The sequence below is a fragment of the Cystobacter fuscus DSM 2262 genome (assembly GCF_000335475.2).
Taxonomy (GTDB): Bacteria; Myxococcota; Myxococcia; order Myxococcales; family Myxococcaceae; genus Cystobacter; species Cystobacter fuscus.
Window position 1 is genome coordinate 521,545 of record NZ_ANAH02000007.1, and the last position, 21,863, is coordinate 543,407.

The window sequence follows — 21,863 nt, forward strand, 5'->3', positions numbered from 1 at the left end:
CTCGGAAACCCGCGGGCTCGCGGCCTTTACAAATCCACACGCTCCACGCACACGCCGCTCACGGAGACGCGCGATGTTCCGCCCCTGCTTGGGTCCCCTGGCGCGTCAGTTGCTCCAGGCGCGCTCGGTTGGCCCGCGAGAAGGAGCATCACATGAATCGATATGCCACTCTTGTCATGGTCGCCATCAGCCTGGCGGCCTGTGAATCCCCTGACATCACGGAGATCGAAGGGAGCGTGCTGTCGTCGCCGCGCCCGGACCTCGTCTCCGGCGGCGACACACTGATCAAGGTAACTGGCGCGCAGGGACGTTCTATCTCGATTTCAGTCAACGGCAGCCCCGCCGACCTGCGCATCAGGGAATCGAACCCGTCCAACACGATCGCGCTGATCGAAGGCCTGCGTCTCGGCAAAAACGACATTGTCGTGCGTGCAGGGCGAGCATCGGCCCGACTGACAGTCGTGAACCATCCGAAGGACGGTCCCATCCTCTCCGGACCGCACCTGACGCCCTATGAATGCCGCACAGTCGAGGCGGGACTGGGCATGCCGATCGACGGCAATTGCAACATAAAAACGCGCTATGACTGGTTCTATCGAGCCACGGACAAGGCATTCAAGCCATTGCCGTCAGGAGCGCTTCCGTCGGATCTGTCGACTACCACGACCATCGATGGCCGTACCGTGCCCTATATCGTCCGCGTCGAGGCGGGGACGATCAACCGGACCATCTACAAGATCGCAATCCTCGATGATCCCAGCAACGCGCCTGGACCGGACTGGCGACCAGGACCGGGTTGGAACGGCCGGCTGACGGTCAGTTTCGGCTTCGGCACCGGGAACAAGTATCATCAGGGGACCCTAGATCCCAAGGATGGCGTGGACGTGTTCAACGACAGGTTTCTGTCGCGCGGCTTCGCCCATCTGGTTGCTTCCGAATTCGTGAACCACGTGCACAGCAACCCCGTGCTGCAGGGTGAGGCGCTGATGATGCTCAAGGAGCACTTCATCGAGCAATATGGCCAGCCCCGCTGGACCACCGGCTCGGGCGGCTCGGGCGGCTCGGTGCAGCAATTGGGGATCGCGCAAATCTATCCGGGCTTGCTCGACGGAATCATGCCGTCCGCCTCCTTTCCCGACAACACCGTGTTTCCGGTGGCGCAGTGCGTGCTGGTGAAGGGCGCCATGAAGCGAAGCGGCAGGACATTCAGCGTCGAAAAGCAGCAGGAGATCGAGGGCCACTATCCTGGCATGTGCGATACTCTGGCTGACTTGGGCGCACTCTATTCCGCGACCGAGCCGGTCATGTGCGATCTCAAGGACACGTCGCTCGTCTATGACCCGAAGCGGAATCCTCGCGGGCCGCGCTGCGGCCTTCACGAGACATTGGCCAACATCGTGGGTCGCGATCCAGAGACGGGTTTTCGGCTGCATTTCGAAGACAATGTCGGCGTTCAATATGGCCTCAAGGGATTGAACGACGGCAGGCTCACTGTCGACGAGTTCCTCGACGTCAACGAGAATATCGGCGGGTTCGACGTCGACGGTAACTGGCAGGCGGCACGGATGCAGGGCGACCCGGCCGCCATCCGCCGCGCTTATGAAAGCGGGATCGTCAACTCCGGCGGCGGCGGACTCGCCGTCACGCCGATCGTCCAGTTCAGGACCTATACGGACCAGCTCAAGGATCTCCACGACCGCTTCCGCGACCTTGTAGTGCGAGATCGGCTGGTGCGAACCAATGGGGATGCCGAAAACCACGTGATCTGGCTCAGTTCGATCGAATCAAAGGTGGACCTGAGCGATCTCGCGCTCGACACCATGACGCGCTGGCTGGACGCGATCACGACCGATCCGGCCCCGCTCAGCCACGAGAAGGTCGTGCGCGCCCGTCCTGCCGAGGCGACCGACGCCTATTGGGATGCGGCCGACGTGAAGCATCCAGAGAAGACGTCCTGGGATCCCACGACTGCGTTCAACAAGCTGATGCCATATCATACCGATCCGATCCTGCAGGCAGGCGGGCCGACGACAGCGGATGTGCTGAAGTGCAGACTGAAGCCGATCGACTTCCGGAGCTATAGCGTAGCGTTCAGTGCCGAGCAGCAGGCCAGGCTGCGCCGCATCTTTCCCGAGGGGGTGTGCGACTACATCGAGCCCGGGATAGGGCAGGTTCCGCTGAAGGGGACCTACCAGGCCTATTGAGGGCGAGGGCTGACGCGCTCGCTCAGACGTGAGGTGGGGCTTCGGCCCCACCGCCGTTGATCCCTGGGCGAGACTTTCGCCCGCTGCGACGCTGCACCACCTTCTTCATCCCAGGTTCGCTGGTGCTGGACGGCGTCTTCGTGCCGCGAGGACCCGTTCTTCCGGGCCGACCGGGTCCGGACGAAAAAGGGACCTGGAGGCGTCGGCCTCGGCCTGTCGCTGGTGAGACGGATCGTCGAGGCGCATGGAGGCACCATCGCGCTCGCGCCCACGGAGGACAGGGGCACGCGTGCGACGATCCGCCTCCCGGTGCGCAACGCGGAATAGGCTCGGAAACCCGCGGGCTCGCGGCCTTTACAAAGCCATACGATCCACGCACACGCCGCTCACGGAGACGCGCGATGTTCCGCCCGTGCTTGGGTCCCATGGCGTGTCAGTCGCTCCAGGCGCGCCCGGTTGGCCCGCGACCAGGAGCATCATAGGAGGTCACGTGTTTCGACGATTCATTCTGGGGGCAGCCCTCTGCCTGTCAGGGGAGGCATTAGCCAAACCGCCCGCTGGCAGCGTGTTCTGCACCACCTATCCTTCGGCACCCGTCTGCACCGGACAGCAGCCATCCTGCACCTACTGTCACGTCGCACCGCCACAGCGCAACGCCTTCGGTGCCGGGCTGGAGTCCTACCTGGCTCCCGGTGCGCCGCGCCCGCTGTCCGACAATGACTTCGCCTACGCACTCCCCACCGCATTGAGGGCCGCCGAGGCGGCGGATGCCGATGGCGACGGCGTGCCGAACCTCGTGGAGATCCAGCGCGGCACCCTGCCGGCCGACGCCAACAGCGTGCCAGTGGATACGGGCGGCTGCGCGGCGGGCACCAACCCCCAGTACGACGTGTGCCGCTACGACACACGCTTCGCGTACCGGCGCGTGCTGCTCGATTTCTGCGGACAGTCGCCCACCTATGCCCAGCTCGAGGAGTTCGCCGCGTTGAACGCCGATGACCAGCGCGCCCGGCTCGACGCCGAGCTCGACCGCTGCGCCCGGAGCGAGTTCTGGCGCGGCAAGAATGGGCAGCTGTGGAAGCTGGCGCACCCGAAGATCCGCCCGGTGGGCTCGCTCAAGTTCGGAGAGGACCAAGGGACCATTCCCCTCGCCGACTACTATGACGACTACGCGCTCTACGCCTACTCGCAGCTCGACGATCACGACGCGCGCGATGTGATGACGGCGAAGTACTTCGTGCACCGGGAGTCGAACCCCACGCGCTACTCGATAGCGACCAAGCCGAATTCGATGCTGTACGTCCAGGATGAGAAGTACCGCGCGGGCAACATCACCTCCTCGTGGAGCCTCATCCACTTCGTGATGTTCACCGCGCTGCCTCGTAACGCCGCGTCACAGGCCTACCGCGCGTATCTGGGCTACGACATCGCCAGGCAGGAGGGCCTCTACAGCATCCCCAATGAGCCCCGCGACTACGATGCCAAGGGCGTGGCGGAGCCTGCCTGCGCCGCCTGCCACGCGACGCTCGACCCATTGAGCTACCCCTTCCGCAACTACCAGGGCCTCTCCCTCACTGACGTACCAAGCTCGGCGAACTACATCTCCAACCGCCTCGAGACGTATTTCGGTGATGTCGCGCCGACCATCACCCAGACCCCCGAGGCTGGCTACATCTTCGGCCAGCCCGTGAACAACCTCGTGGAGTGGGCACACGTGGGCGCCAACAGCGACGCCTTCGCCATTGCAACCCTCACCGACTACTGGAAGCTGCTCATCGGCCATGCCCCGACGGCCGAGGAGCACGCCGAGTTCGTCGCTATCTGGCAGCGCTTCAAGGGCACGCACCAGTATCGCGTGCAGCGCATGCTTCACGATCTGATCCGCACGGAGGCCTACGGTGCGCCCTGATTTCCTTCGCATCTTGAAGCTGTCCGCCGCCTGCGCTCTCACCGCTTGCCCGTCCCCCGCTCCCTCTCCCCCGGGGCAAGACGCTGGCACGCCACCGCCTCCCGAACTGGCACGCTCCTCGCGCAACAACCTGCGCTTCAAGGGCCCGGAGCGGCTGTCGTCCGACTTCGCGGCGGCGCTGTCGCTGCCGGTCGAGCAGGTGTGCAACGAGTTGGGACAGTACCCCTGCACCTCCTCCGTGCACAACGTGGCCCTGGGAGGCGTCGAGCCGTACGGTATGAGTATCTACGAGCCTCTGCCCTTCACCGGAACGACCACGCCCATTGCCGTCGACCGCGTGGCACTGTCGGCCTGCGGCCAGCGCGTCACGCTCGACGTCACCACCCCCTCGGAGGCAGTCATCTTCGTGGGCATCAACCTCGACGCCCAGGGGCGCCTGGCGAGCGGGGAGGGCGAACCGGTGAAGAACGCCATCACCTCGCTCTACCAGCGCGCACTGCTGCGAGACCCCACGGAGACCGAGGTGGGCGCGTTGTTGCAATTGGCCACCGACATCGAGGCCTCGGGCAGTCAGGCGCCCGGCCGCGACTGGATGAAGGCCACCTGCTTCGTCGTCCTCTCCTCTGCCGAGTCCATCTTCTTCTAAAGGGAAACGCCATGTCACTTCGCAGCAATGGCCGGCTCTCACGCCGGGAGATGTTGAAGGCACTATCGCTGTGCGCAGCGGGCTCCGCGACGCTGGGAGCCCAGTTGACGGGCTGCCGCGACGCGCTCAACACCCCGAAGACACTCGAGCGGCTCGGGGGCGTGCGCCGCGCCCGCCTCGATGGTAAGCCCCGCTTCCTCATCGTGGTGGGCGCAACCGGGGGCGCCTCCATCGTCGACAGCCTGCTGGCGGTGCGCGCCTCGGAGGCCGGTGCCAACGCCTCGCGGCTCAACATCTTCCCTGACGAGCAGGTGCAGAGCGTGGACGGCTCCCCGTTCCGCGCGGTGAAGGTGAGCAACCATCCGCTGGGCAACCTCCCCCAGATGGTGAACACGGCTCAGCTGCCCTTCGTGCGCAAGCACAAGGACTCCATGCTCGTAGCCACCTCGGTGGGTACCTCAGTGAACCACGTCATCGCGCAGAAGCGAAGCATCACCGGCAACGCGGCCTGGCGCGGCCGCACGCTGCAGGAGTGCGTGGCTCTGCAATATGGCGCGGGCTACCCCATGCCCAACGTGAACATGGGGATGGGGGGCTACTCCGAGCGCGGCACCGACAGTTCGCTGCCCTCGTATTGCTACGGGGAAGTGGTGTCCAACGCCTCGTTCTGGCCGTTGGGACTCGATGGCAGCAAGGGTATCAAGGACGCGCCCCCGCGCGACGTGGTGGAGATGGCCCGGCGCACCCGCAACACGCTCGATTCACAGTCCGTCTTCGGGCGGACCTTCGAGAACGCGGCGATGATCCAGAGGTGGAACGAGCAGCGCATCGAGGGGCAACCGGCGTTGGAGGCGCGGGATCTGATCAACCGCCTCAACGTGCAGCCCAACCAGCCGCCGAAGATGCCGCTCACGGAGTACGGCCTGTCGAGTTCCCCCGATGGGGATCGGCTGCGCACGCTCTTTCCGGATTACCTGACCGACCCCGTGCAGGGACAGGCGGCGCTGGCGTTCCTGCTCCTCAAGTACCGGGTGTCGGTGACGGTGACGATTGGCCCGTCGTTCAACGTGGCGGTGAGAGACCATGTAGAGGCAGGGGAGTTCATCGCCAACCCACCGCTGGCGTTCGACTTCAGCCACACCGATCATCGCGCGGGCCAGGCCTTCATGTGGGCGCGGGTGATGGACGTGGTGGACAAGCTCATCGACCTGCTCAAGTCGGAGCCCTTCGATGAGACCACCGGCGAGAGCATGTGGGACCGCACGTTGATCTACGTGGCGACCGAATTCGGGCGCACGCGCTCGCGGCCCAACGACGCCATCGCGTTCAGCTCCGGGCATGACCTCAACAACGGCTTCTTGATGCTCTCGCCGATGCTCAAGGGCAACACGCTGCTGGGTGGAATCGACTCGAGCACCACGCTGACCTACGGCTTCGACCCGCGTACCGGAGAGCCCGACCGCAACAAGATGACCACGAACGAGCCCGACATCTTCTCGGGTATCCTGACCGCCCTGGGCGTCGATACCGCTGGCAGCGGGCTCCCCGACGCGAGCGCTTTCGTGCGCACCTGAGCCGAGCCATGAGGCAGGGGGCTGCTGCTCATGCCCCTGCCCTCCACAGGCCCCAATCGTGCTGATGCTCGCGCGGCTGGAAGGCGGCAGCGCCGCGGCCGGCGGGTTGACAAGCCTGAAAACCCGCGGGCTCGCGGCCTTTACAAATCCACACGATCCACGCACACGCCGCTCACGAAGACGCGCGATGTTCCGCCCGTGCTTGGGTCCCCTGGCGCGTCAGTCGCGCCAGCCGCGCTCGGTGGGCCCGAGACCAGGAGCATCACATGAATCGATATGCCACTCTTGCCATGGTCGCCATCAGCCTGGCGGCCTGTAGAACCCCTGTCATCACGGAGATCCGGGACGGGAAGATCGAAGGGACGATCGCGGACGGGGTCACCAGTTACAAGGGGCTCCCCTTCGCGGCTCCACCCGTCGGCGACCTGCGCTGGCACGCTCCCGAGCCGGTGGTGCCATGGAGCGGCGTCCGGTCAGCCAGGGAGTTCGCGCCTGCCTGCATGCAGAACTGGCTCGTCGTTTTCCTGTCGGGGGGGCGAAGCGGCGTCAGCGAGGACTGCCTGTACCTGAACGTCTGGACACCGACCGACGTGCCTGACGCGAAGCTGCCCGTGCTCGTGTACATCCAAGGGGGGGCATTCGCCGGTGGGGTCCTTGCCAACCCCACGTTTGACGGAGCGCGGCTCGCACGCGAGGGCAACATCCTCGTGGTGACGATTCCCCACCGGCTCGGAGCCCTCGGCTTCCTGGCATCCCCGGAGCTGAGTCGGGAAACGGGTCACGGCTCGGGGACCTGGGCGCTCCAGGACATCGTGGCAGGGCTCGAATGGGTGCGCGACAACATCGGCGCCTTCGGAGGGGACCCGGGCAATGTCACCCTCTCCGGGCAATCGTCGGGGGCAACCGCTTCGCTCATGCTGGCGGCCGCGCCCCCAGCCAGAGGCCTCTTCCACCGCGTGATCTCCGAGAGCGGGGGAGCCATGGCTCCGGCGCGTAGGAACAGCCAGGAAGTATCCCTGGTGCCGACCCTGGCGCTGGCGGAGTCCGAGGGGAGCGCGTTCCTCGCAAGTCTGGGAGCCTCGGATCTGAAGGCCGCGCGTGAGCTGAAGGCGGAGGACATCACCGGCGCGCAGGGCCTCTTCTGGCCGGTGGCGGACGGGTACATGCTCCCCGACGACCCGGCCAAGCTCTACGCCTCGAGGGAATTCCACGACACCCCCATCCTGGCTGGCTGGAACGCCGACGATGGGTTGTTCCCGCCCGCGGGGACCGTGGCCTCGTTCGAGAAGTCGGTGCGCGAAACGTATGGTCCGGCGGCGGACGCGATCCTCGAAGCCTACCCCCATACGACGGACGCCGAGGCCGCGCAGTCCAACCGTGACCTCCTCCGCGATCAGCTGTTCGGCTGGCCGACCTACGCGTTGGCGCGTGCCCAGACGGCCTACGGCCGTCACCCTGCCTTCATCTACTACCTCGAGCGCAAGACGCCGAGTGCTCCGAACGGTGCGCCTCATGGTGTGGAAGCGCACTTCATTTTTGGGAACGGGGTCGCCAAAGAGGATGAGGAGACCGCGCGCGCGATGCGCGCGTACTTCGTGAACTTCGCGCGGACCGGAGATCCGAACGGCCCTGGCCTCGCTCCGTGGCCGACCTATTCACCGACGAACGAGCAGGTCATGGGCTTCGCGCCGGAGGGCGTACGTCCCTATCCGCACCTCCCTCAGCTCTTGGCGTTGGACCGCTACTACGAGTGGCTGCGCACCGGAGTCAATCCGTAGCCCCCGCCTCTCGAGCCAAAGACATCCAGAGAACAGGAATACTTTCATGCGTACGTTCATGGTTTTCAGCGTCGTCATGTCCTTGTCGGTGCTTCCCGGCACGGTGCCGATGGCGAACGCAGCCGAGCGCGCAGCTCCGGCTGAGGCAAGGAATGCGTTCTCGATAAACGTGGCCAACCTCTTGCTGAGCACGGTGGACCTCTCCTACGTGCGCTCGTTCTCGCCGAGCTTCGCGTGGGTCGCGAGTGCCGATTACGCGTGGCGCAACGTCATCTCTCAGCGTTTCCTCTACCGCGGGTCCTACGAGGAGCGTGGTGCGTACATCGGCTCGATCGGCGCTGGAGTGCAGTGGTTTCCCTTTTCGGATGCGGCGCCAGCGGGTTTCTATCTCGCCCCAGGAGCGCAGCTCGCGCTGACGACGGAGGGCGGGTATCTGGCGCTCTCGGCTGACGCGGGCTACCGCTGGCTCTTCGCACCAGGGTTCACGATCGGCATCGCGGGGGGCGTGAGCCACGCCAGTTCGCGGGTCATGGTCACGTCGCCCCGGATCACGCTCGATTTGGGTTGGGTTCTCTGACGCGGCAAACGACTGGAAGACACAATGCACAGCGACAACAAGACCAACCATTTTTTGTTCTCACTGGGGGTGACGCTGCTGCTCGGAGGGTGCACTCCGCCCCCTACGCCCCCCGCTCCCGAGGAAACAGCCCAGCAACGCTGTGAACGCCTCCGCGGGAAGGCCCTCGACGGCGCCAGCATCACCGAGGCCACGCTCGTCGCCGCCTCCAGCACCCTGCCCGAGTACTGCAAGGTCACCGGTCTGCTCCCCGTCGATCTTCAGTTCGAGGTGCGTCTGCCCTCCGACTGGAATGGGAAGACCGTCTACGCCGGAGGCGGTGGCTTCGACGGCTCGATTCCCTCAACGGATGTCTATACGGCGCAGGGCTACGCCGCCATCGCCTCCAATGGAGGACACACGGGTTTGTTCGATGGCTCCTTCGCCCTGGACCCCGAGAAGCTCGCGGACTACGCCGACCGCTCCATCCACCGGGTGCTGCCCTTCGCCAAGGACATCATCCGCGAGCGCTACGGCAGGAATTCCGAGAAGACCTACTTCGAGGGCTGCTCCAATGGCGGCCGCGAGGCCCTCATCGAGGCCCAGCGCTGGCCCGACGACTTCGACGGCATCGTCGCCCGCGCCCCCGCCTACAACTTCGTGGAGCTGGCGCTCGCCTTCAACCGCAACTTCCAGCAGCTCTCGAAGCCCGGCGCCAACTTCTCCGCCGCCAGGCTCGCCACCCTGGGCAAGGCGGTCCTCGACGCCTGTGACGACAAGGACGGCCTCACCGACGGCATCATCTCCCACACGGCCGCCTGCCAGTTCGATCCCGGCACGCTCCAATGCACCGGCGCGGACCAGGACACCTGTCTGACGGCGGAGCAGGTCGCCTCGGCCCGCACCCTCTATTCCCCCATGCGGCTCGAGGGCATCGTCATCAACGAGGGCTGGCCCGCTGGCGGCGAGGCGGATCCCCTCGGCTGGGCCCCGTGGATGACCGGCAATGGCAACGCCCTCTTCACGGGCGGCGGTCTCTTGCAGCTCGGCATGCTCCGCTACTTCATCACCCGGGACCCGAACCACGACACCCTGGCTTTCGCTCCCCAGGCGTGGCTGCCACGCATCTCCGAGGTCTCCGCGCAGGTGTCCGCCAACAGCGCCGACCTCGAACGGTTTCGTGCCCGGGGCGGCAAGCTCATCCTCTGGCACGGCGGCATCGACGCGGCCATCTCCCAGAACGGCACGGCCGCCTATTACCAGCGCGTGGTGCAGGCGTCCGGCGGACAGGCCACGGCGGACTCCTTCGTCGAGTACTTCCCCGCCCCGGGCGTCCACCACTGCGGGGGCGGCCCCGGCGCGGACAGCGTGAATCTGCTCTCCGCGCTGGAAGACTGGGTGGAGAAGGGCATCGCGCCCTCCCGCGCGAACCTCGTGGCGACCAAGGTGGACCTCCAGACCGGCGCACCGCTGCTCGCCAGGCCCTTGTGCAAGTACCCCCTCTATCCCCGCTACAAGGGAGAGGGCGACCCCGCGTCCGCGGCGAGCTTCACGTGCGCCGCCCCCTGACACCGGCGTCACCGGACTGGTCCGGCCGCTCTCCAACGAAGGAGGACTCGATGAAGCGATACGCGCCCCTCGCCCTGGTCCCGCAACCCTGGCGGGATGTTTCCCTGGCCGCTCTGGCCGCAACGATGAATCTTGGCATCGCGGTGCTGGCCTTGGCTTCCTGCTCCAGCGCTCCTGAAGAACAGCCGCCGCCGGAGACGACGCCAGAGGTGGTGCAGCTCTGGCCGGGAGCCGCGCCCGGGACCGAGAGCTGGACCGGACCCGAAGTGAGCCGGGTAGACACGGGGTCCGTAGGCGAGATTCAGATAACGACCCACGTCACCGTGCCGACGATGACCGTCGTTCGCCCCGCGCCCGGGAAGGCCAATGGAACGGCGATGTTGGTCCTTCCCGGTGGCGCCTTCGCCGCGCTCGCTTGGGATGTAGAAGGGACCAAAGTGGCCCGCTGGCTGGCCGATCGAGGCATCACCGCGTTCGTCCTCAAGTATCGCGTGCGCCCCTTCACTCCAACTCCCGGCCAAGAATCTCCGCCGGACCTGACCGAGATTCTGCTCCAACTGGAAGCTCATCGCCAAATCGCCATCGCTGATGCCACGCAGGCTGTCCGTATTCTTCGTCAGGACGCTGCAAATCATGGCATCAACCCTGATCGGATCGGCATGATCGGCTTTTCGGCGGGTGCGATTACCACCATGGGCGTCCTGCTCGAGAACGACGCCGCCGTGCGGCCGAACTTCGCCGCGTCGATCTACGGCATGTCGATGACCGCCGCGCCGCGGGTGCCGGCCGACGCGCCGCCTCTGCTCCTTGTCGCCGCGCAGGACGATGTCATCATGGCCACGGGCAGCACCCAGATCTTCGGCCTGTGGACCGAGGCAAATCGGCCGGCCGAACTTCACCTCTATGAAAAGGGCGGGCACGGCTTCGGTATGCGCCCGCGGGGACTCCCCGTCGACCACTGGCCCGCGGTACTGGAAGCGTGGCTGGACGCGCACGGCCTGCTCTCGAACGCGGCATCGACCCGATGATGTTCTGTTTTGGGCGCCTCATTCAGGCATTCACACGATCCACCCACAGGAGACCCCCAGTGCATCAGTCGAGACTCTTTGCATCTTTAACGGCCGCCGCCATGGTAGCCGCTTGTGGTAGCAGCGGCGGCCGAACGGTGGAAAACATTCGTACTCTGTCGAACCGCGCGGACCTCGTCTCTGGCGGAGATGTTCTGGTCGAGGTGGTACTGAAACCGGGTACTGACAGCAAGGACGTGCGCGTGCTTCTCAATGGCGCGACGGATGTCACATCAGCGTTCAGCACACGCGCCGACGGAAGGTTCCTGGGGGTTGTCAGCGGGCTTCGAAATGGCTCGAACAGCCTTTCCGCCAGCATTGGCGGTGGGGCCAGGATGTCGCTTTCGATGACCAATCATCCACTGGGCGGACCCGTCTTCTCAGGACCGCAGTTACAGCCATGGGTCTGTGAACCAGAGGCGAGCAATCTTGGCCCAGCAGTGGACGATCAATGCAACGTTGCTACACCCAAGGTGGACTACCTGTACAAGTCCACGGACCCCGCGCAGACAATGTTGCTGCCTTACGATGCAGCGAATCCGCCCCTTGATGTCGCGCAGACCACAACGGACGCGGGCATGACTGTTCCCTTCATCGTCCGTCGAGAAACTGGAACAATCAATCGAGGAATCTATTCATTCGCGTTCATCTCCGACCCAAAGCAGCAAGCGACGCCAGCGCAGCCGCCCGTTGGATGGAACGGTGCTCTCTTCTACATCTTCCAAGGCGGCGCACTCCCGCAGCATCGCCAAGGCCCCGTTATCGCCTCTCCGCAGGCCGATGTCCTCGCGATCCCGCAGCTGGCCAAGGGGTATGCGACCGCTGCATCCTCGCTCACGATCTTTGGACAGAACACGAACAGCGTTGTCTCGGCTGAAACGCTCATGATGGTGAAGGAGAAGGTCGCCGAGTCCATCGGCGAAATACAGTTCACGCTCTCGATGGGGGGCTCAGGCGGTTCCATACAGCAGAACTTGATTGTCAATGCGTATCCGGGCTTGATCGACGGGATCAACCCAAGTGCCACCTACGCAGACGTCTGGTCGACGAACACCGAGGTACAAGATTGTTCGCTCCTCGTTCGCTACTTCGACACCGTCTCACCGGCGCTCTGGACGAACGTGAGCCAGCAGAATGCGGTGATGGACAACGGGGATCTTGCGCCGGGTACTTGCCGCGCTTGGGTGCAACTGGGTCATCTCGATGAAGGCTGGGCAAACCCGGAAAGCACGGCCTGCCATCACCCGACTACCGTACTGGCAGGCCCACGTACGTCACAACCATGGATGTACAGCGCAAGCAACCCGAAAGGCGCGCGGTGCACGTTACAGGACTACCAGCGAAACATCTTTGGCACCAGGCCTGATGGCTTTGCAGGACGAGCCTATGACAACGTCGGCGTACAGTATGGGCTCGAGGCGCTCAAAGCTGGAATGATCTCCGTTGATCAGTTCCTGGACCTCAACGAGAAGGTCGGCGGGCGGGACATCAACTGGGGTTGGACAGCGCAGCGGACGGTCGCGGACCCCGATGCGCTCACCGCGCTGTATCGGACAGGTCAGATGAACCTCATGAACAACGCGGCATCGACTCCGATCCTCGACGAGAAGCTGTGCATCAACCTCGAGATTCACTCCTGCTTTCACAGTTACAAGATGCGCGAGCGACTGCGCCAGTCGACAGGTTCGATCGTCAATCACGTTCTTGTACTCGACAAGACTCATGACGATCTATCCGGGTTTGATACCCTCGCGGCTTGGGTGCGGTCCATCAAGTCGGACAAGACCGCTGACACTCTCGAGACCAAGGTGGCCAGGCATAAGCCAGCCAACGCGGTAGATGCCTGCTGGATAAATGGACGGCGAGAGACGGATCCCGCGACCTGCGCCGCTGCAAAACCGTACTTCGGTGATCCACGTACCGGCGCCGGGGCTCCGATCACGGTCGGAGCGACCAAGTGTCAACTGACCGCCCCTGATCGAGCTTCTTACGGAGTCAGCATGACCGACGAGCAGTGGGCACGCCTTCAAGCGATATTCACCCAGGGGGTGTGCGATTGGAGTAAGCCCGGTGTCGAGCAAACGGCTGCTGTTCCTTGGTTGTCGTTTGCGAATGGTCCTGGTGGGACGCCAATAGGACCTGAGCCGACCGCCAGCCGACACTAGCAACCGCGCCCCTACGGCACGTCAGTGAGCCGGGGGCTCCTCCGCACCTGCTTGGGGGAGTTGGAGGAATACCGAGGCGGAAGTGCCCAGCCCGCGCGAGCCAGGTGGGGTGCATCCGCTGACGCTCGACATCGCAGTGCCAGAGGGGCCGGGGCCCTTTCCCGCGATCGTCTTCATCCATGGTGGCGGGTGGGTCATCGGAGATCTGGAAGACTTCGGAGATCGAATCCAGGAAGCGAGCCGGCGGGGCTTCGTCGGGGTGACCCTCAACTATCGGCTCGCGGACCTTGACGATGGACGCGGCAAGGCGCTCCACCCCTGGCCGGCGCAAATGCAGGACGTGCGGTGTGCGCTCCGGTGGCTCGCCGCGAATGCCGCCACGTACAAAGTGGATACGAGCAGGGCCGGGGTGATTGGCGGGTCCGCTGGAGGGCACCTCGCGATGATGTCGGCGTACGCCCGGAACGACGCGCGCTTCGAGCCGGCCTATTGCCCCTACAGCGAGAACCTCGAGGTGAAGGCCGTGGTGTCCATGTGCGGCGCCGGTGACCCCGCGTCCGTCTATGAGACGACGCAGTGGTGGATCAAACCCTACCTCACCCGGTTCCTCGCGCTGCCGGACGGAGCGAAGGTGCGGGATGCGCCCGAGGTCTTCGCTGACGTCAGCAACCTCACCTACATGGGCCATGGGCCCAAGGTTCCACTGCTGATTCTCCAGGGGACGGAGGACACCCTCGTCCTCCCCGAGGTGCAGCGATCCTTCGCGGTATCGGCTCAACTGCTCGGGCAGGAAGTCCACGTCCAATACCTCGAAGGCGCGGGCCACGACATCGATGCCACCCACCGGGCCGAGTCGGACGAGCTCATCTGGAAGTGGTTCGGGGAGCGGCTATGACGATGCACCACTTCCTCTGGATGCTCGTGCTGTTGGGAGCGCCGCGAGTGCTGGCCCAATCAGGCGAAGCGGAGACCCACGCTTCATCCGAGAACCCCTTCGCTCTCCGGCTGGGGCTCAGCGCCCGGCCGCTCATCGGTCTCAGCGGGGTGAGCGTCTTCAGGACGCACACGCTGTGGGACGGAGGTTGGGTGGTCGCGGATGTCGCCCCGTCCTACCGTCTGTCACGACTCTTCGCCGCCGAGCTCGGCCTGTCGGCGATGGTGCCCGTGAAGGACGCGTGGGGGTTTCCAGACTTCCGGCTCGCGGTGACGCCCGCCGCCCGGCTCGACGCCGGGCCCGTCTACGCGCGCATCGGGGTGCCCCTGATGGATCATCCAACCTCCCGACCCACCACTTCAGCACTCGGGTGGCGGGGACAGGAAGGGCGGGGAGCACCAGGGTCGGAGCAGGGCCTCTATGACTTCCGGCACATGCGCTCCGGATTCGAGTGGCTTACGGTTCGTGGCATTACCGGGGCTCACCTGTTGGAGACCGCATCCATGCGCATACTCGGCTCGATTGTCGTTGGGATGGTGACGTTGCTCGGCTCATCGGCTCATGCCGATCCGCCCGTTCTCGGAGGCCCCCAGGCTGTCTGGCAGGGTTGCACGTACTCAATCAAATCGCAGGCATACACCGAGCCAAGTACGGATCCTCGGGATCCCTACGGCACCGTGACTCGATACAAAGTCGTCGTTCAGCGTGAGAACAGTCCGTCCAACACGTGCCTGTTGGCACCCACCCTCGAGGAGCTGGCGACCTCCGAGTACGAGCCCCAGGTGGCGATCGCGGCCAACTCCGCGGGACTCGTGGCTGCTTATTCCTGGGCAACGTACGTCCGATTCGTGGGCACATGGGGTCGCATCAGCATTCATTCCCTGAACCCGAGCCCGGTGAATCCGCTGCGGTTGGACACCACGAGGAAGTCGACCGTGTTGGGGAGCTTCCACGCGGCTCCGGGTGAAGCCGGGTTCCCCGGCTTCGTCTCCCTGGGAGCACTCATCCTCTACCCTGACCATCTCCAGGTGCATGGCCCCCTGAGCGGCAATTGGCTCTACGCGGAGCCAGGCCCCAACACTCCACCCTCCGCGCTTCTGCAGGGCAACCACTTCATCGCCATCTACCCTGATTTCCTTGGCACGGCGCAGCAAGCACCCATCCTCGACGCCTATACCCAGTAAAGCCGGGTTGAAGAAACGGCCGCAAACGTGCGACATCGCGCGCATGGCCAGACGAAAACCAGGGAGTGGCTCCGGCTCCGCCCTCGCGGCGCGGCTGTCCCGGATGATCCCCATCCTCCAGAAAGCCACGGACCTCTTCGAGGAAGAGGTGCGGGAGCGGCTCGGGAGTGGAAACACCTCGCTCCTCACGAGCATCCAGCAGGCGCGGGACTTCTATGCGCGAGCCGCCCGCGCTTCGGTCCACCCCGTGAGCAAGATGGAGCCGGGCGCGTTGGCGGAGCTCCACGTGACTTCCTGGCTCGACGGCAAGGTCGTCGGGAGTCGGGTGGTCCACTGCTTCGAGGGACCGCTCACGGGCCACGACCAGTTCCAGCGGATCGTCCGGCAGCGGCTCGGCGAGGAGCTCCCGCTCACGCGGCTCATCCCCGCTTCCCACGGGAAGGTGGGGGACCGTTGGAGCGAGTCGGCCCATAGCCGCGACGAGAACCACGACCGTCACGACCATGAAATCAAGGCGATCTACTCCATGAAGGGCTGAGGTCCTGAAAGGCGCCGAGGGTCCAGGCAGCCGCCCCTGGCGGAGTTACCCCTGCGCGGTGGGACGGATGACGATCTCGTTCACATCGACATCGGCCGGCTGCTCGAGCGCGAACGCGATGGCGCGGGCGATCGCCTCCGGAGGCATCGCGAGCTTGTCTCGGAGGGCGGCGAGCTGGGCCTTCACCTCCAGATTCGTCACCCCGTCCGCGAAGTTCGTCCGAACGAAGCCCGGCGAAATGATCGTCACGCGCAGCTTGTCGCCGGCCTCCTGGCGCAACCCCTCGGAGATGGCGCGCACGGCGAACTTCGTGCCGGAATAGACCGACTGGGTCGGCACGATGCGATGTCCCGCCGTGGAAGCAACGTTGACGAAGTGCCCGAATCCCTGCCCGCGGAAGACAGGCAACGCCGCGGCGATGCCATACAGAACGCCCTTGATGTTGACGTCGACCATCGCCTCCCAATCCCCGACTCGCAGATCGTCCAGGGGAGAAACGGGCATGACACCGGCATTGCTGACGAGAACGTCGAGCTTGCCGTACCGCTCACAAGCCAACTGGACGAGGTTGGACAGGTCCTCGCGTCGTTTGACGTCCGTGCGTGCATGGGAGACCTGGCCACCTGCTCCCGCGATACGGTCAGCGAGCGCCCCGAGGCGATCCGCTCGGCGAGCACCGAGTACGACCTTCGCACCGCGCTCGGCGAGCAGGAGCGCGGTCGCCTCGCCGATTCCACTGCTCGCGCCCGTGATGGCAACGACCTTGCCTTCGATTCCCGACATGACGTTCTCCTGTTCAGTCCCTGGGGCAAGGAAATAGACAGCGGACGCACGGCGGGCTTGGGCATTGTTGGCGCGACAGGTCCCGCCAAGAACGCCCAAGCCCCGGTGGTGGCTCGCGTTAGAATCGAGGGGTGAGCCCTCCCCTTCGCGCCGTCTCCGATGGCCCGCTCTCCATCCGGGTCTTCCTGCCGCCCGAGTTGTCAGGCGTGCGGGTGTCACGCTTCAGGACCGACGAGCGGCTGTGGCGCTCGGTGAAGGAGCGCTTCTCCGTGACGATGACGTACTCCGGCCACTCGGAGTGGTGGGGCCTTGGCAAGGTCCGGTCCACCACTCCCGGCACGCTCGACCTCAAGCAGAGCGGACAGGTCCACCGTGATCTGCGCCGCGAGGGTTCCTCCCACTTCCAGGTGATCTCCTTCGATGAGGCACTCGTCACCGAGACCCGTGAGGCGCTGGGCTACCCGGCCTCCTCCCACCTGCGGCGGGTACAGTTCGAGCGCGAGCAGCCCGCGGCGGCCCCCTTCGTCCGTCTCCATTCCCTGGTTCGCGAGGACCGGAGGGAGGCGTCCAACCCCCTGGAACTCCAGACGGCGTTGACCGAGGCGCTCTCCGCGCTGGCCACGTGCTTCGGAGACACGGACGAGCCGGAGCGGCGTGCTCGCCGACCCGTCCGCCGTGCGCTCGAGGCGCTGCACGATGCCCTGGAGCACGGCATCACGCTGGACGCCCTGGCCGAGCAGGCGGGACTGGACAAATTCCACCTGTGCCGCGCCTTCCGAGAAGAGGTGGGGATGCCGCCCTACGCGTACCTCACCCATCTGCGCATCTCCCGGGCCATGGGACTGCTCACCCAGGGCCTGACTCCCTCGGAGGTCGCGCTCCGGGTGGGGCTCTACGATCAGAGTCAACTCAACCGGCACTTCAAGCGCATCATCGGGCTCACCCCGGGCCAGTTCGCGCGTGCCGTGCAGTGACGGTCGCGCGCGGGGCGGAAGGGCTCGCGGTGCCGGCTCATCCCCCACCCGTGGCCACGGCCACGGCCGCCGGAATCTTCTCCCGCATCAACTCCACGAAAGTGCGCAGCCTCGCTGGATGGAACCGCGCGGACGGGTAGAGCAGGTACATCGGCAAGGGAGCGGCCCGCCAGCGAGGCACCAGGTGCACGAGCCGACCCTGCATGATGTCTTCGTGGAGCACCCAGGCCGAGGCCACGCAGACGCCGAGGCCGTTCACCGCGGCGCTGCGAGTGGCGTAGAGGCTGTCCGTACTCAGGCGCGGGTGGAAGACGACGGACTGGACCTCGCCGGTGGCCACGTGGGTCAGTGAAACCTCGTTGCGATAGAACGTGCGCAGCGACAGCCAGGGCAGCCGCGCGAGCTCGTCGGGATGGGTCGGCACGGGCAGGCCTGACAGCACGGACGGCGCGGCCACGACGATGCGCGGCACCTCGGCCACGCGGATTGCCACCACGCTGGGGTCATGCACCTCGCCGACGTGGATGGCGCAGTCGATGCCGTCCGCGATGAAATCCGCCGCCCGGTCGTGCAGCAGCCATTCGACCGAGACCCGCGCGTGGCGATTCAGGTATTCCGTTAGCGGCCCCACCAGCAACTGCTGTCCGAACGCGTGGGGCACCACGACGCGCAGCGTGCCCTCCGGTTCGTCGCTGGCGCCGCGCAGGTCGGCCTCGAGCATGTCCCAGCTCGCCAGCAACTCCTTCGCGCGCTCGTAGCAGCGCGCCCCGTCCTCGGTGAGCTTCATCGCGTGGGTGGAGCGCTGGAGCAGCCGCAGGCCGAGCGAGCGCTCCAGCGCTTGAAGGCGGCGGCTCACCGTCGGCTGCGTGGTGCCCAGCTGCGCGGCGGCGGAGGACAGGCTGCCGGCGTCGACGATGCGCAGGAAGGTCTGCATCAGCTCGAGCCGGTCGGCGGTGGCCGACGCGGCGGGAGGGGGACTGCGCATCCGGGAAGCACGTGGCCGAGGCGGCTTTGAAGGGTTGGGCATGAGGGTGTGGCTCGAGCGGCTTTATACGCGGAACGTATATCCGCTGTGCGGAGCACGCTACTACCGATGCCCATCCCTCTGGCCCACACTTGCTTCAACTCGCAGCGCCCGGGTGACATCATGTCCTTCATTCGCACCGTACATAGTACCGCCGGAAACGGAACCATGGCCACGACGGCCGAGCCGTCGCGGTCCGCGACCACCCGCCACGGTGGCAACGGGCTGTCGGGCGGCCTGCGCCTGCTGCTGTCCGCGGGCGCCGGGCTGTCGGTGGCCTCGCTCTACTACAGCCAGCCGATGCTGGGGGTGATGGGGGCCAACATCGGCGCCTCGGACACCGCGGTGGGCCTCGTGCCCACGCTCACCCAACTGGGATACGCGCTGGGCATCCTGCTGCTGGCGCCCCTCGGCGACCGCTTCGACCGGCGCCGCATCATCCTCATCAAGGCCGCCGTCCTGAGTGTGGCGCTGCTGCTGGGCGGCCTCGCCCCCGGCATCGGCCTGATGCTGGCGGTGAGCCTCGCCATCGGCCTGACGGCGACCCTGGCGCAGGACATCGTGCCAGCCGCCGCGACCCTCGCGCCCGAGCGGGAGCGCGGCAAGGTGGTCGGCACCGTGATGACGGGCCTGCTGCTTGGCATCCTGCTGTCTCGCGTCATCAGCGGCGTGGTCGCCGAGCACTTCGGCTGGCGCGCCATGTACATGCTCGCCGCCGCCAGCGTGGCGCTGATCGGCCTGGTCGCCTGGCGCGGCCTGCCCCGCTTCCGCCCAACCAGCACGCTCACGTACGGGGCCCTGCTCGGTTCGCTCGCCAGTCTGTGGCGTGAGCACGGCGCCCTGCGCCGGGCCGCGATGGCGCAGGGCCTGCTCTCGGTCGGCTTCAGTGCCTTCTGGTCCACCCTCGCCGTGATGCTGCATGGCGCACCGTTCCACCTGGGCAGCGCGGCCGCCGGTGCCTTCGGTCTGGCTGGCGCGGCCGGGGCGCTGGGCGCGCCAGTGGCGGGCCGCATCGCGGATCGCATCGGCCCCGAGGTGGTCACCCGCCTGGGCGCCGCACTGACCGCCCTCTCGTTCGCCACGATGTTCGCGTCGCCATGGCTCGCGCCGAACGCCCGGCTGTGGCTGCTCGTCGCCAGCGCGATCGGCTTCGACCTCGGCGTGCAGATCACCCTCGTGGCGCACCAGACGATCGTCTTTGGCATCGATCCCGCCGCGCGTAGCCGGATCAACGCCTTGCTGATCTTCGGCATGTTCATCGGCATGTCCATCGGCGCGGCGAGCGGCAGCTTCGCGCTGGCCCGGTGGGGATGGGTGGCGGTGACGCTGCTGGCGACCGCCTCGGCGCTGGCGGCCTTGCTGGTCCGCCTGTGGCCGGAGCTCAGGGCCTCAGCGCCCTCCACCCGCCGAGCGGACGGAACGTACGAGTCGTGAGCTCCACGGTGACGACATAGGCCCCCCGCGCGCCCACGTGCCGATCAGGCCCGTAACTCACGGGAGGCATCAGCCCTGTTTCAAAGGCATACAGGCTCTCCATGTGGCTGAGCAGCCGGGCCCGGCTCAGCTGTCTGCCGGTGCGGCGCAGGGCCTCGGTCAACACGGACGCGGCCGTATACGCGGACACCTGGGGCAGCCGGTGGCGCTCCGAGGCATGTACCCCAGCCCTCAGTCGATTGAAGGAGGCCACCGCGTCAGGCCGCTCGTCCGAGGGCAGGCTCGAGTAGGCGAGGAAGAGGTGCCCATCGAGGAAGGCCGGTGCCTCCATGGCCGCCCGAGCCGAGAGTGAGCCCGAGAGCAACAGGTAGGGAGCCCAACCCAGCGCCCGCGCCTTGCCCATGAGTCCCGCCAACTCCTCCTCATTGCCGAGGAACAGGACCAGCCGCGTGCCGCTCTGTTTCAACCGCGTGGCGACCTCCGGGTCGAACCGGCCGCGCTCGTACCGCAGCACCTCGACCCGCTCCCAGCCATGCGCTCGAAACCGCCCGCGCGCCGCACGGGCCGCCTCGGCCAAGCTCTCCTGCGCCGGGTGGATGATGGCCACCCGAGGCCCGTGCGTGTGCAGCGCCCTGGCGGCATACTCGGCGAGCACCTGGACCTGTTCCCCTACCCCGGAGAGGGTGTAGAAGACCTGGCGGCCGGGAGGCCCGCCCTCCCACGTCCACGGCGTCAGCGGACCGATGAGGGGAACCCGCTCCTGCTCGGCCAGCACCGCCAGCTCCCTCTCCGCCCCAGGCACCAGCCCGCTGAGCAGCGCGAAGACAGAACCCCGAGCCAGGAGTTCCCGTGCGCTCGAGAGGCCCGTGCCCAGATCACTGTCATACTCCGCGAGGACCAGCTCGAGCCGGCGTCCGTGAATCCCTCCGGAGGTATTGAGAGCGTCACAATAGGCGCTCAACAATCCCGCCATGGCCCGGCCCACCTCGCCCAACCGGCCGCGCGTGGGGAGCACCACCCCCAGCCGGAGCTCCGACTCCGTCAGCCCGGGATCGCCCTGCTCCTCCAGGTGCTGGAGGTAGGCCAGCAAGCTCGTCATGTCCTCCGCGGACATGGAGTAGCGAGGCATGGCCGGGTCCAATCGGTTGCCGTCGGGGTCGACTCCCTCGGTCACGGCGCGGGCCACGCTCTTGTCCGAGAAGGAGGCGTGTTTCCTGCCATTCGGGTGGAGATGGCCATAGGGCTTGGTGAGTTGGGACCAGGTGATCTCCGGGGGCAACAGCCCGCCCTCGGGACGGCCCAGGCCCTCCTCTCCATGGCAGTTGGCGCAGGGCACGGCGCTGCCCGGCAGGCGTGCTCCGACTCCGATCTCCGCCGAGATCTCCCTCCCCGTGGGGCTCCCCCCCTCGAGGTAGATCTTCCTGCCCGCCTGAGCCTGCTCCGAGAGCCCCATCGGGCGCCCGGCCCCGCAGCAGAGCAGTGTCACCAACCACCAGCCACCAGGCCTGAAACTCATTCAGCAAC

18 protein-coding genes are annotated in these 21,863 nt (G+C 66.2%); 15 read left to right on the forward strand and 3 right to left on the reverse strand.

The features are described 5' to 3' along the window. Positions 1-152 precede the first annotated feature (152 nt). From D187_RS14565 to D187_RS49905, 13 genes are all read left to right on the forward strand, one after another. Positions 153-2,204 (forward strand): DUF6351 family protein, encoded by a 2,052-nt coding sequence (locus tag D187_RS14565; protein ID WP_002621637.1) that lies wholly within the window; start codon positions 153-155, stop codon positions 2,202-2,204. A gap of 63 nt (positions 2,205-2,267) precedes the next feature. Beyond that, positions 2,268-2,531: a sensor histidine kinase gene (locus D187_RS58745; RefSeq protein ID WP_081713689.1), complete on the forward strand. Its 264-nt coding sequence runs from the start codon at positions 2,268-2,270 to the stop codon at positions 2,529-2,531. 163 nt (positions 2,532-2,694) lie between these two features. After that, positions 2,695-4,113: a hypothetical protein gene (locus D187_RS14570; RefSeq protein ID WP_002621638.1), complete on the forward strand. Its 1,419-nt coding sequence runs from the start codon at positions 2,695-2,697 to the stop codon at positions 4,111-4,113. Next, entirely contained in the window at positions 4,103-4,759 is a 657-nt protein-coding gene (locus tag D187_RS14575; protein ID WP_002621639.1) for a hypothetical protein, read from the forward strand. The genes D187_RS14570 and D187_RS14575 overlap by 11 nt, the downstream gene beginning before the upstream one ends. An 11-nt stretch (positions 4,760-4,770) precedes the next feature. Continuing rightward, complete coding sequence (locus D187_RS14580; protein ID WP_002621640.1) at positions 4,771-6,333, forward strand: DUF1501 domain-containing protein; 1,563 nt, start codon at positions 4,771-4,773, stop codon at positions 6,331-6,333. 266 nt (positions 6,334-6,599) lie between these two features. Further along, positions 6,600-8,111, forward strand: a complete 1,512-nt coding sequence (locus tag D187_RS14585) for a carboxylesterase/lipase family protein (RefSeq protein ID WP_043429698.1) — start codon at positions 6,600-6,602, stop codon at positions 8,109-8,111. 46 nt (positions 8,112-8,157) lie between these two features. Further along, on the forward strand, positions 8,158-8,688 hold the full coding sequence (locus D187_RS14590; protein ID WP_043429700.1) for a hypothetical protein: 531 nt from the start codon (positions 8,158-8,160) through the stop codon (positions 8,686-8,688). Between the two features lie 24 nt (positions 8,689-8,712). Beyond that, positions 8,713-10,236, forward strand: a complete 1,524-nt coding sequence (locus D187_RS14595; RefSeq protein WP_002621643.1) for a tannase/feruloyl esterase family alpha/beta hydrolase — start codon at positions 8,713-8,715, stop codon at positions 10,234-10,236. A gap of 50 nt (positions 10,237-10,286) precedes the next feature. Beyond that, on the forward strand, positions 10,287-11,264 hold the full coding sequence (locus tag D187_RS14600; RefSeq protein ID WP_002621644.1) for an alpha/beta hydrolase: 978 nt from the start codon (positions 10,287-10,289) through the stop codon (positions 11,262-11,264). Positions 11,265-11,323: 59 nt separating this feature from the next. Further along, the gene (locus D187_RS14605; protein WP_002621645.1) at positions 11,324-13,468 is read left to right on the forward strand and encodes a DUF6351 family protein; all 2,145 of its coding nucleotides are present in this window, start codon (positions 11,324-11,326) and stop codon (positions 13,466-13,468) included. Between the two features lie 82 nt (positions 13,469-13,550). Next, a complete protein-coding gene (locus tag D187_RS49900) occupies positions 13,551-14,363 on the forward strand; it encodes an alpha/beta hydrolase (RefSeq protein WP_081713690.1) in 813 nt (270 codons plus the stop codon). Then, positions 14,360-15,586, forward strand: a complete 1,227-nt coding sequence (locus tag D187_RS14615; protein ID WP_002621647.1) for a hypothetical protein — start codon at positions 14,360-14,362, stop codon at positions 15,584-15,586. The genes D187_RS49900 and D187_RS14615 overlap by 4 nt, the downstream gene beginning before the upstream one ends. 43 nt (positions 15,587-15,629) lie before the next feature. Continuing rightward, the gene (locus D187_RS49905) at positions 15,630-16,124 is read left to right on the forward strand and encodes a hypothetical protein (protein WP_002621648.1); all 495 of its coding nucleotides are present in this window, start codon (positions 15,630-15,632) and stop codon (positions 16,122-16,124) included. A gap of 45 nt (positions 16,125-16,169) precedes the next feature. On the opposite strand, the gene D187_RS14630 is transcribed toward D187_RS49905, so the two are convergent. After that, entirely contained in the window at positions 16,170-16,907 is a 738-nt protein-coding gene (locus tag D187_RS14630; protein WP_002621649.1) for an SDR family oxidoreductase, read from the reverse strand. 131 nt (positions 16,908-17,038) lie between these two features. Between D187_RS14630 and D187_RS14635 the strand changes: the two genes are divergently transcribed. Further along, complete coding sequence (locus D187_RS14635; RefSeq protein WP_002621650.1) at positions 17,039-17,881, forward strand: helix-turn-helix domain-containing protein; 843 nt, start codon at positions 17,039-17,041, stop codon at positions 17,879-17,881. A 37-nt stretch (positions 17,882-17,918) separates the two neighbouring features. Here D187_RS14635 and D187_RS14640 read toward each other — a convergent pair whose 3' ends face one another. After that, positions 17,919-18,866, reverse strand: coding sequence for a LysR family transcriptional regulator (locus D187_RS14640; RefSeq protein ID WP_002621651.1), 948 nt, complete (start codon positions 18,864-18,866; stop codon positions 17,919-17,921). A 162-nt stretch (positions 18,867-19,028) separates the two neighbouring features. On the opposite strand from D187_RS14640, the gene D187_RS14645 reads away from it, so the two are divergent. Continuing rightward, positions 19,029-20,339 (forward strand): MFS transporter, encoded by a 1,311-nt coding sequence (locus D187_RS14645; RefSeq protein WP_051256372.1) that lies wholly within the window; start codon positions 19,029-19,031, stop codon positions 20,337-20,339. Here the strand turns inward: D187_RS14645 and D187_RS14650 are convergent. Further along, positions 20,287-21,855 carry a cytochrome c/ABC transporter substrate-binding protein gene (locus tag D187_RS14650; protein ID WP_081713691.1) on the reverse strand — a complete coding sequence of 523 codons (1,569 nt, stop codon included), beginning with the start codon at positions 21,853-21,855 and terminating at the stop codon, positions 20,287-20,289. The two genes, D187_RS14645 and D187_RS14650, sit on opposite strands and share 53 nt — an antisense overlap. Between the last annotated feature and the right edge of the window lie 8 nt (positions 21,856-21,863).